This is a genomic window from Fontibacillus panacisegetis (assembly GCF_900102215.1).
Lineage (GTDB): Bacteria > Bacillota > Bacilli > Paenibacillales > Paenibacillaceae > Fontibacillus > Fontibacillus panacisegetis.
On sequence record NZ_FNBG01000061.1, the window covers coordinates 1 to 10,685 of the forward strand.

Below are 10,685 nucleotides of genomic sequence, written 5' to 3' on the forward strand. Positions count from 1 at the left end.
GTCGTTTCTGTATTCGGTAAAAGAAAGACGCAAGTCGCGTGCCCTTGGATTTACTTGCTGCCCAGGCTGCTTGGCAAAGAACAGCCTTTAAGCTTTTATTTCCCTTGGCAATTCGCGAACTTTTCTTCTTTCCAGCACTCTCATTATTGCCAGGGCTTAATCCGGCCCAGGCCGCTATTTGCGGATCACCTCCAAAATAGGACATATCATTTCCGAGTTCAGCCAAGATGACCGCCGCCGCATCTTTCTGAATGCCGGGAATGGTAATCAAAAGTTCAACGGATGGTAAGTGCGGTTCGAGTAACTGATTAATCTCGAACTCCACCTTCTCCAATTGCTTCTCAACGTAGGATAAGTGGTCTAAGTGCAGACCCAGCATCATACGATGGTGCTTCTTCATTCGTCCATCTAGTGCCTCAAGAAGCTCAGGTACTTTGCGCTTAAGAGATGTCTTCACTTTCTCTTTCACTTCATCAGCGTCCAAAACCTCTCCGTTAATAACAGACTCCAGCAGTGCGCGACCGGATATCCCAAAAATATCGCTAATGTAAGTCGTAAGTTTCAAATTTGCGTCTTGCAATATTTTGTGTATCCGATTCTTCTCGGCTGTCGCATCTCGAAGCAGCTTGCGTCGGTAGCGTGTTAAATCCCTCATATTTCGAATATCGGCTGAGGGAACAAAGCTAGGCGTGATGAGTCCGCAACGAAGCAACTGTGCGATCCAAGCTGCATCGGCGACATCCGTTTTCCGCCCAGGTACGTTTTTGATGCGTTTTGCATTCGCCAGAATGAGCGTGAATTGCTCCTCCAGTATGTTCCAGACCGGCTTCTAATACACGCCCGTGCTTTCCATGGATACGTGTGTACATTCCCGGTCATTTAACCAGTCATTAAGCGCCAGCAGTCCTTTCGTTGTTGTTGAGAACGTACGAATTTCTTGCTTCGGTTTACAGTCTAACTTACCATACAAAACACAAGCAACTACTGTCTCTTGATGAACATCCAGCCCAACACATCGTTCCAGAATCGCCTCCATCCGGTAGCCTCACTCCTCAAAATAAAATAAAATGGGTGCAGGTCATGTATCCTCAGAGTGAAAGAATTTTTATACACGTGCTCGTAGCAACAAATGGCGGTGCTCGTGGAATACAGTCGGCCGGTTTGGGACTCAGAGTGTTGTCCTACCAAAAAAGTATCGGCCTGTGACCTGCAGTTCCAGTATGGAACAAAACAGATTCACAGGCCAAGTACATTTTCATTCATGGTGGTGGCCGCTAGACCATGGTGGTTTGGGACAGCCCCTTCGTTTTATTGTTATACGTGGTATAATAGTAATCTAATAAAGCTATAAACGGGGTGTTGGCAGCAATGGCATTACACATAGTGCTCGTAGAACCGGAAATTCCGGCGAATACAGGAAACATTGCAAGAACATGTGCGGCGACAGGAATACATTTACATTTGGTTCGTCCGCTTGGATTTCGTACAGATGATAGAACATTGAAGCGCGCTGGACTTGATTATTGGTATGCGGTTCATATTGAATATCATGATTCTTTTCAGGAGGTTGAAGAGAAGTACAAAGGCAGCCGCTTTTTCCTTGCAACGACGAAAGCAAAAAAACGGTATACAGATTTCCAGTTTCAGGATGGTGACTTCTTTGTGTTTGGTAAAGAGACAAAGGGATTGTCGCCGGAAATACTGCAGTCACATCCGGAGACATTAATGCGGATGCCAATGACAGATAAAGTCAGATCCCTTAACCTGTCTAATTCGGCTGCGATCATAGTATATGAAGCGCTGCGTCAGCTTGATTTTCCAGGAATGGGGTAGGCTAGAAAATAAAAGTTTGATGAAATTATTAAAATTGTCGAATTGTAGAAGGAATCCTGAAAAGAATGGCGAATAAAACAAATGAGTAAGTAGGTATTTCGCTCTATTTTTACATATTATTTTTCAGGAGAGGTGTACATCATTATGAAACCTGCTGGCGTAGTCCGTAAAGTTGATCAATTGGGGAGAATTGTTTTGCCCAAATCGCTGCGGAAAAGATATCAAATGAACGAAGGAGATCCTGTTGAAATTTTAGTTCAAGGGGATCATATTATTCTGGAAAGATATCGTCCGAAGTGTGTGTTCTGTGGTTCCATGGAGCAAGTAAATGAGTTCAAGGAACGTTCCATTTGTAACCAATGTCTTATTGAGATGAATCGTCTGGTTTAATTTTTTCAAGCGTTTGAAATAAGCGTTTAAATAAATAAGCTTCCCAAATGGGAAGCTTATTTATTATTTACAGGCCTTTTGTTTTATCATCATTGTAGGATGAAGTGAGGATACCGCATAGAAACATAGCCAGCACCAAAGTGATAATCCAGAATGTTAGTGAAAATGACAAAGGTGAACACCTCCAACCTTCACGTTGAACTATTGATCTTATTATACCCGCCTATAGAATAAAAATAAATCAAAATTATGACATTTTTCATAGATGAAATTGAAAGATGCTATTTATTTAAAAAATAAAAAATGGGTCGGTACTGGACGAAGCTGTCCATCCGAAGGTGAATTGATTACTTTTCCATTAAAGATCAATGAAGAGGAACCGCCGCCGTCTAAATTATAGGCATCCTGTACACCCATGTTAAACAGCTTGTTTTGAAGCTCCGCAAGTGTTGCTCCTGATCCTCCCTTTTCATCGTAACCATCAACAACGAGAATAATGAGCTGATCATCCTTGTAATTTCCGATGACTGTGCGTGGTGCACGAAGTGGTGATACTTGCCATTTCAATGGGAGGGCAGTTCTTACCCCGTTCTGCATCAGGATGGGGACAAAGGAAGCGCCAAATGACGGGTTAAGCTTATCCAAAGCCGCTTGACTCTGAAATTTTCCGCCGACCAGCTGTCCGGTCTTGTTCATTCCTACAAAAAACAGATCTTTAAAGGTTGGTTCAAACCCTGTTAAATATTTTCCATTAAGCATCGTTGTACTGAGAGGGTATCGTTTTCCTTTGGAGTCAGCAAAACCCCCAGCATTAATACCTGCAACCGCTCCATATCGGTTCACCGCCTGAAGTGTAGTCTCAGCACCGCCCAGTTTGTCTTTTCCGAGTGTCATTTTCATAGCATCAGGTGATTTAAGCTTGACCTTCATCGCATATCCCTTATATGTTCCGGGATTGATCTTGTATAGCTCAATGCGAACCTTATCGCTCTGCAGGGTCCCGAAGGGAGAACCCAGCTTACTAGTAATTCGGCGGTTATAAATAGTCTCTGGACGTGAAGCTGTCGTTTGGGCTGTCTTAAGGATAGTAGACATCGTTGCAGTCGTCTTGTGATATAGCTCTGTCGAATTCTGAATTGCTGATGTTGTTGTCTCCGCGTTTACACGGGCTTGATCCAGACTTTTTGCGACTTGAGTGGTTGTTGATGTTATCTCGATATTGGGAGCAAGCAGATCAGGCTCTCTCTGCCAATCAATTCCAGTTCCGCTAATGAGCAGAGCAATCAGTAACCCAAGCAAGGGACCTGTGGCCAGAAGAAAGTAGCGATTAATAGATTTATTATATGTCATCACTTTAACAGATCCATTTGTTTCTGAAGCTGGGCCAGTTGTTTTTTGACCTCGCTTAGTTGTGAGTATAGCTTATTGCTGTTATCGCTTTTATCGCTACTATTATCTTTAGTAAATTCGAGCAGTTCGTTGAAGGATTCGACTTTGCTTTGAAGGTCCTTTACTTGAGCAGATAGGGCTGATAGCTGTGAAGTATAGTCTTTTTGCATGGCTGTAACGCGGATCTGCCAGGATGCGTCCAGCTGCTCCAGCATCGATCTTTTCAAGTAATTACTATATAAGTAGGCTGAAGTTATTCCTACTGCAATGAGCAGGAACCAAGTCAGTAGAACCACTTTTACAGAAGGACGCTTGTTTCGCCTATTTGGTATTGAATCCGTGCTTGAAACAGGGTTGGGTTGATAAGACATGAGATCACCTCGTAAGCTGTAAAATTACCAGTCTACATTCTATCATGGGGTTCAAAATATGGCAAAAAACGATAGATTTCTTCGTGTGATAGAGTTCAGGTTATAAGTTGTAGCAAAAGTTTGTCCTGAGATACAATCACAGTATTCATCAATATTGCACTGGAGGTGACAGGATGGAGGTATGGGGCAGTCGATTGGAGTGTACGGGAGACATAATTTCTTTTGCAGGAAAAAACGGGGATGGCGGGAATCAGCTTGATCGTGCAGAGCTTGAGAAGCTACTGGATGGAATAGAAAGGCTGGAGAGCGAAGCCCAGGAGGATGGGGGTGCAGCGGCGGGAGGATATTTGCCGCTGCGCAAATGGCTCTCCGAGGCCTATGAGGCCATCGGAGAGCACGGGATCGGCCCGGAACGCATGCTGCTCACAGGCAGCGCCGAAGAGGCGCTGGGCCTGCTGCTGCGGGCCGTTGTGAAGCTGGGCGACGCGGTGCTGGTGGAGACACCAGCGTCGCCGGAGGCATTGGCGCTGCTGCGCGAGCGCGGCGCCGTTATCGTCCCGGTGGCATGTGACCGGGACGGGATGCTGCCGGATCACCTGCGGGAGGTGATCCGCATCGCGAAGCCGGCGTTGGTGTACGTAACGCCGCAGTTTAGCAATCCCACCAGCACAGTGTGGAGCCGGAAGCGCAGATTAGCGCTCCTGGATATTTGCGATCGCTATGGGATACCTATTGTTGAAGATGATTCCGCCGGAATCGTCCCTTTTGTTGAACCAATGGAGCTGAATTACCCCGAGTCATCTTACAAGACCAGCTCTTTATATCGACTTCGTCAGGAGGAGCAATTAACAGGTGCAAAAGTGATCGGAATTGCTTCATTTGAAAGCACCTTATGTCCTTCCAGACCGGTTTCATGGATCATTTCTGATCCCTTAATGATCATGGAATTATCTATAATAGAGAGTCAGAATGAGAAAGCAGTCTTAAAGAAACAACAAGATCAGGATGTTAAAAATCAACGTGCACTGTACGCAATACTTAGCGGACGAGTTAATAGGGATACAAGAGATGACGAAGAAATCAGTTCTTTTGGTTGGCGGAAGTTTGTGTTAAGTGTTAAGGCTTCTTATATGACGAGAAGGACGCTCATGCTGGAGCTGCTGCAGGGGGATGAATGGGAGGAATGCGACGTTCAAGACCCAGGCGGCGGTCTGTATCTTTGGGTATCGCTACCATCGGGACTCAGCTCGGAAGCGTTAAAGCGTGCGGCCATGCTTAAGGGTGTTACGTTCATGCCGGGTTCCTTCTGTTATGCCACGTCAACAGGTATCGATAGCTTCGGTGATGAAATCATCAATGAATCGATTCGTCTGAATTATGCTGCTCAAAGTGAGGACCGACTCCGCAGGGGCATGAATCTGATCGGCGAAGCGCTTTCCGAGTTCACTGCACGAAGTAGCTATTAGGCAGTCAAATCTTATTATGACCGCCCTTTTTTAATCTTTTTCATTTCACTTTCTGAGGTAGGTGCAATCAAATGCCAGCCTTCAATTACGCTGCTATATTGAGAGAGTGCCTCGGCGCCCTCGGAAGAAAGTATATAGCGACCTCGTGATACGCGCCTGAACCAGCCGTAGTAGTCCTTTTGAAGAATGGCTGCAGCGTGACCGATACCACTCTTGTCTCGAATTTCCCTTGGAGACATTTCCTCGCCTTGCTGAAGGGCAAGAGCGACGCGAAGCGCTTTTTCACGATAAGCGGTTACGAGCTTTGTTCCATGGCTGCCACCTACGTTATAATCCCCGCTGCGCTCATTAAATTCATATAACAGCTTGGAAGCTCTCGCTTTTACGACTTTAGTAGAAGGAGCTTTTACATGGCCGCCGGGGGGACACAAAATTTCAACAAAAGGCGATTTCGTCTTAAATTGAGTTACCGTAATGAGACCTAGTCCAAGTCTGCGGCACAGATTTGTAATATCACTCCAACGCTGATTATGAGCACCCCGCTTGGTTCGATTCCGTTCAACGGCCAGATATACTTCAGAACTAAGCTTTTGTCGCTCTATCCCCTGCAAAAGAAGCGGTAAATTGAATGTTTTCTTGATTTCCACAATAAGAGGCTCGTCACTGTTATCGCGAATTCCGACGAGGTCACAGTGGCGAACTTCACCTTTTATTAAATACCCGCGCTCTTCAAAAAACTTTTTAAGCGGTGCATATAGCTCTGTTTCATGCTGAACTGCCATGACGCTCTCCTCTAACGAAAATAGTCTAATAGAGGTTGTTCAAAAAGTCATCTTCCCATGACGAAGCAAATCATGAAGCGGACTCGACATCGAATCTTGAATTCAGCCGGGCCTTCCGGTGCTCACGTACCCAAAACGTACGCTCCGCTCCTCATGCCCTGGCTTCATCCAATCTTCTCGGTCCTGAAAACCTGACTTTTTGAACACACACTAATGTAAAAATTATATCATACTCATCGCAGGCAAGACGTTGAAAATAAGTGCAAAACATATTATTCGGGTAGGAATATTTTAAATTGAAAAATGGTCAACTTATCGCCCCTTTGCGCATAGGTATGTAATACACTTTTTCTTTAATAAAATCTTTAAGAACAGCCTCTATCTAGAAGCGCTCCATTCAGTTTAATAAGGATCAAAGTACGGGGAATACATACCCCAAGCGGAGTACAGGAGGTACCGAACATGGACATTTTTCAACGTATTGCGGCTTATCAGGCGGAGAGCAACTCATTGGTGTGGAATGGAACCTTTAAAGATTATATTGAACTTCTTGCCAAGGACCCCTCGCCAGCGATGACAGCGCATGCCAGGGTGTATGAAATGATTGAGTCTTACGGCGTGGAAGAAGTGAACGGCCGGAAGCGGTATAAATTTTTTGAGCAGGAGATTTTTGGACTGGATCGAGCGGTAGAGAAGCTTGTGGAGGAGTATTTTCATTCAGCTGCTCGAAGACTAGATGTTCGCAAAAGAATACTGCTGCTCATGGGACCAGTCAGCGGAGGCAAATCCACGCTTGTTACGCTGCTTAAACGGGGCCTTGAGAAATTTTCCCGCACGGAAAAAGGAGCAGTCTACGCCATTTCAGGATGTCCTATGCATGAGGACCCGCTGCATCTTGTACCCCATGAGCTTCGTCCGGAGGTAGAGAATGCTCTTAACGTTCGTATCGAGGGGAATTTATGTCCTGTCTGCCAAATGAAGCTTAAAACACAATATGGCGGGGACATAGAGAAGGTTGGGGTAGAGAGAGTTCTGTTATCTGAGGAGGGGCGGATCGGGATCGGTACGTTTAGTCCGTCAGATCCTAAATCACAGGATATTGCCGACCTTACCGGAAGTATTGATTTCTCTACAATTACGGAATATGGCTCGGAATCAGACCCGAGAGCGTATCGATTTGATGGTGAGCTAAATAAGGCCAACCGTGGATTGATGGAATTTCAGGAAATGCTGAAATGCGATGAGAAGTTTCTGTGGAACCTGCTGTCGCTCACGCAGGAAGGAAATTTTAAGGCAGGCAGATTTGCGTTAATTTCGGCCGATGAGTTAATTATTGCTCACACGAATGAGTCGGAATACAAAGCGTTTATCGCCAATAAGAAAAATGAGGCGCTGCAATCGCGGATGATTGTGATGCCGATTCCTTACAACCTCAAGGTTTCTCAAGAGGAAAAGATTTATGCGAAGCTGATCGGTCAGAGCGATATGAGTCATGTTCATATAGCCCCGCATGCCCTTCGCTCGGCGGCTATTTTCTCCATCCTTACCAGGCTGAAAGAGACCAAGAAGCAAGGGGTTGATCTGGTCAAAAAAATGCGCCTCTACGATGGAGAGGAAGTCGAGGGGTACAAGGATGCGGATCTGAAGGAGCTGCAGAATGAATTTCTGGAAGAAGGCATGTCCGGGGTAGACCCGAGATATGTCATTAACCGGATTTCCAGTGCTTTGATCAAGCAGGACCTTCATTGCATGGGGGCTCTGGATATTCTTCGTGCGATCAAGGATGGGCTTGATCAGCATGCTTCGATTACCAAAGAGGAGCGGGAACGCTATCTGAACTTTATAAGTATCGCTCGCAAGGAATATGATGAGCTTGCTAAGAAGGAAGTGCAGAAGGCGTTTGTGTACTCTTTTGAAGAGTCAGCCCGAACATTGTTTGAGAACTACCTCGATAATATCGAAGCTTTCTGCAACTGGACTAAGATTCGTGATCCGCTAACAGATGAGGAGATGGACCCAGACGAGCGGCTGATGCGCTCAATAGAGGAGCAGATCGGAATTTCCGAAAATGCTAAAAAGGCGTTCCGAGAAGAGATACTTATCCGAATTTCAGCTTATTCCCGTAAAGGAAAAAAGTTCGAATACAATCATCATGACCGGCTCCGCGAAGCTATTGAGAAGAAGCTGTTCACAGATCTGAAGGATATCGTCAAAATTACGACCTCAACAAAAACACCAGATGAAAATCAACTCAAACGGATTAACGAGGTAAGCAAAAGATTGATCGATGAGCATGGATATTGCCCGGTATGTGCCAATGAGTTGTTGCGTTATGTGGGAAGCCTCCTGAACAGATAAAAGAAAACAGCCAAGACGTTAGAATGACTTATACAAAGTCTGACGCTTGGCTGTATTTTTATTATGAGTGCGTGCCTAAGTTAAAGGTTATGGAACGTCAACCCCGCGGGAACTAATGTACAGAGTATACCATTCTTCGCGTGTGAGACGTAGTGTAGCGGCATCCTTGCATGCCCGGATACGGGAAGGATTGATCGTGCCGATCACTGGCTGAATCCCTGCCGGATGGGTCATAAGCCAGGCTAACACAATAGCTTCAGGCGTAGTTCCTTTCTCCTCTGCCATCTTCTGAACAAGCTTCGCTGTTTGGATGACACTTTCGCTTTGCCCATCGAGCGATGCTCCAGAATACAATCCACGAGCGAGCGGTCCCCACGATTGCAGCTGAATATTCTCAAGGCGGCAATATTCCAAAGTGCCGTCAGGGAAAATGTTGTTCTTCGCAACTTCCTGATTTACGTGAATCCCAGTCTCGATGAAGCCAATCTTCAGCAGGCTCATTTCAAGCTGATTTACGATAAATGGTTCTCCAGAGTAAGCTTGAAGCAGCTTGATCTGTCCATGGTTCATATTGGATACGCCAAAATGATTCACCTTACCGGTCGACTTAAGCTTCTGGATCGCACTCGCTACCTCTTCAGGATCGACCAGGGCATCGGGGCGATGCAGCAGTAAAATATCAAGGTATTCAATACCTAGACGCTTCAAAATACCGTCCACACTATTTAGTATATGCCCCTCGGAAAAATCGAAGAGATGCGGGTTGTTGCCTTCAGCAAAACGAATTCCACATTTGGATTGGATGATCATCTTTTCGCGCAGCTTGGGATTGTTTTTTAATACGTGACCGAATACGGTCTCTGCTTTTCCCGCTGTATAAATGTCTGCATGGTCAAACATGTTGATTCCGATCTCTAATGAAGTCTCTACAGCAGCTTGTCCTTCTTTATAATGCTCATCAGTAATCGAGCTGTTCTTATCCCAGTCTCCTCCCATTCTCATGCAGCCAAGAACGAGTTGACTGGCATTGATGCCATGCTTTTGCAATGGAATCGCTTTCACGTTTGTACCCCCCTCATAATCATGATGACTTGGAATGTTTCAATTTATTATACCAAGACATGATATGCAAAAAAAGGAGTAAACATTACTTTGAGATCTATATGAACTGACCCGATGCAGTAGTAATTATTATTCCTGTCACGTAAACGTTGAATAGTATCGCAATATAGCATAAATTCCTGCAAAAGTACATCTTTCTCCTCTGTGGTAGTCATCTCATTTAAAATACTTTCAAAAACAACTATGACGCTCAGGCGTCACCACCTAGAATGAAAATAAGATCCCCTAAATTTCCAAATTGCGCTTTAGTGAAATAGTACAGCTAGCTTATTCGTGAGAAATCAGAGGATTGCAGATCGAACACAATAGAGGAAAAAATATCCTTTATTTTCAAAAATAAGATGATTTTAAAGAAAATAGGGGAAATATTTTCCTTTATCCTTACTGAAATTGCCCTAAAATGCGAAAAATCAGTGTTTAGCACCAAAATAGAGGAATTAAATTCCTTTATTTTATGATCTTGAACGAATCCTGATGGAATAGGGGAACTTTTTTCCTTTATTGCTACCGAAGTGCTGAGATAGGCTGAAAACGCCCAACTGTAGCCCATGATGCTTCTGTTTAACACGAGCCTAATCACGATTACTTGTGGCATACTCTTTATTTTCGTATAAAGTGCAGGCTTTTGATCCATCATGTATAGTTCTCGGTCTGCAAATGACAAAAAACCTGCACATTTCAGACTGTTGAAAAAGTCATTATTTCACCAAATCACCGCGTTAATATGGTATAATATCTATATAATATATGCCAGAGAGCGGTGATTTTATGTTGTTTACAAATGATACAAACCCTCAATTAGAGTATGAACTGGTCTGCTTGGAGCAATTAGTTCCTCAAGATCATCTTTTGCGCAACATCGACAAATATATCGATTTTAATTTCATTATTGATCTGGTTAAACCTTATTACTGTGAGAACAATGGGCGTCCCTCCCTAGATCCCATCGTATTCTTTAAAATGCTACTGCTTGG

Annotated in this window: 11 protein-coding genes; 5 read left to right on the plus strand and 6 right to left on the minus strand. The window is 44.5% G+C overall.

The genetic code is table 11. The annotated features are described in order from the left end of the window. Together BLS49_RS23980 and BLS49_RS25460 are read right to left on the minus strand one after the other, a co-directional pair. A partial coding sequence (locus BLS49_RS23980; protein WP_342707230.1) for an IS110 family RNA-guided transposase occupies positions 1-814 on the minus strand: 814 nt, incomplete at its 3' end. 15 nt (positions 815-829) lie between these two features. Continuing rightward, positions 830-1,036: a hypothetical protein gene (locus BLS49_RS25460; RefSeq protein WP_245742762.1), complete on the minus strand. Its 207-nt coding sequence runs from the start codon at positions 1,034-1,036 to the stop codon at positions 830-832. A gap of 332 nt (positions 1,037-1,368) precedes the next feature. On the opposite strand from BLS49_RS25460, the gene trmL reads away from it, so the two are divergent. Together trmL and BLS49_RS23990 are read left to right on the plus strand one after the other, a co-directional pair. Beyond that, positions 1,369-1,833 (plus strand): tRNA (uridine(34)/cytosine(34)/5-carboxymethylaminomethyluridine(34)-2'-O)-methyltransferase TrmL, encoded by a 465-nt coding sequence (gene trmL / locus BLS49_RS23985; protein ID WP_091236591.1) that lies wholly within the window; start codon positions 1,369-1,371, stop codon positions 1,831-1,833. A 144-nt stretch (positions 1,834-1,977) separates the two neighbouring features. Continuing rightward, entirely contained in the window at positions 1,978-2,223 is a 246-nt protein-coding gene (locus BLS49_RS23990; protein ID WP_091236593.1) for an AbrB/MazE/SpoVT family DNA-binding domain-containing protein, read from the plus strand. A 285-nt stretch (positions 2,224-2,508) separates the two neighbouring features. Here BLS49_RS23990 and BLS49_RS23995 read toward each other — a convergent pair whose 3' ends face one another. Then, positions 2,509-3,573 (minus strand): phosphodiester glycosidase family protein, encoded by a 1,065-nt coding sequence (locus BLS49_RS23995; protein WP_091236594.1) that lies wholly within the window; start codon positions 3,571-3,573, stop codon positions 2,509-2,511. Continuing rightward, the gene (locus BLS49_RS24000) at positions 3,573-3,983 is read right to left on the minus strand and encodes a hypothetical protein (protein ID WP_091236596.1); all 411 of its coding nucleotides are present in this window, start codon (positions 3,981-3,983) and stop codon (positions 3,573-3,575) included. The genes BLS49_RS23995 and BLS49_RS24000 overlap by 1 nt, the downstream gene beginning before the upstream one ends. 173 nt (positions 3,984-4,156) lie before the next feature. Between BLS49_RS24000 and BLS49_RS24005 the strand changes: the two genes are divergently transcribed. Further along, positions 4,157-5,449 (plus strand): aminotransferase-like domain-containing protein, encoded by a 1,293-nt coding sequence (locus BLS49_RS24005; protein WP_091236598.1) that lies wholly within the window; start codon positions 4,157-4,159, stop codon positions 5,447-5,449. A 14-nt stretch (positions 5,450-5,463) separates the two neighbouring features. Here the strand turns inward: BLS49_RS24005 and BLS49_RS24010 are convergent, their stop codons facing one another. Then, positions 5,464-6,231, minus strand: a complete 768-nt coding sequence (locus BLS49_RS24010) for a DUF2161 domain-containing phosphodiesterase (protein WP_091236599.1) — start codon at positions 6,229-6,231, stop codon at positions 5,464-5,466. A gap of 462 nt (positions 6,232-6,693) precedes the next feature. Here BLS49_RS24010 and BLS49_RS24015 point away from each other — a divergent pair, with 462 nt between their 5' ends. Then, positions 6,694-8,589, plus strand: a complete 1,896-nt coding sequence (locus BLS49_RS24015; RefSeq protein WP_091236601.1) for a PrkA family serine protein kinase — start codon at positions 6,694-6,696, stop codon at positions 8,587-8,589. Between the two features lie 87 nt (positions 8,590-8,676). Here the strand turns inward: BLS49_RS24015 and BLS49_RS24020 are convergent, their stop codons facing one another. Next, on the minus strand, positions 8,677-9,651 hold the full coding sequence (locus tag BLS49_RS24020) for an aldo/keto reductase (RefSeq protein WP_175471530.1): 975 nt from the start codon (positions 9,649-9,651) through the stop codon (positions 8,677-8,679). 828 nt (positions 9,652-10,479) lie between these two features. On the opposite strand from BLS49_RS24020, the gene BLS49_RS24030 reads away from it, so the two are divergent. Next, positions 10,480-10,685: transposase (locus tag BLS49_RS24030; protein WP_483864716.1), on the plus strand; the 206-nt coding region annotated here is incomplete at its 3' end.

Coding starts and splice junctions, on each gene's coding strand:
- BLS49_RS25460 (WP_245742762.1), bottom strand. CDS start 1,036: ATGGAGGCGATTCTGGAACGATGTGTTGGGCTGGATGTTCATCAAGAG.
- trmL (WP_091236591.1), top strand. CDS start 1,369: ATGGCATTACACATAGTGCTCGTAGAACCGGAAATTCCGGCGAATACA.
- BLS49_RS23990 (WP_091236593.1), top strand. CDS start 1,978: ATGAAACCTGCTGGCGTAGTCCGTAAAGTTGATCAATTGGGGAGAATT.
- BLS49_RS23995 (WP_091236594.1), bottom strand. CDS start 3,573: ATGACATATAATAAATCTATTAATCGCTACTTTCTTCTGGCCACAGGT.
- BLS49_RS24000 (WP_091236596.1), bottom strand. CDS start 3,983: ATGTCTTATCAACCCAACCCTGTTTCAAGCACGGATTCAATACCAAAT.
- BLS49_RS24005 (WP_091236598.1), top strand. CDS start 4,157: ATGGAGGTATGGGGCAGTCGATTGGAGTGTACGGGAGACATAATTTCT.
- BLS49_RS24010 (WP_091236599.1), bottom strand. CDS start 6,231: ATGGCAGTTCAGCATGAAACAGAGCTATATGCACCGCTTAAAAAGTTT.
- BLS49_RS24015 (WP_091236601.1), top strand. CDS start 6,694: ATGGACATTTTTCAACGTATTGCGGCTTATCAGGCGGAGAGCAACTCA.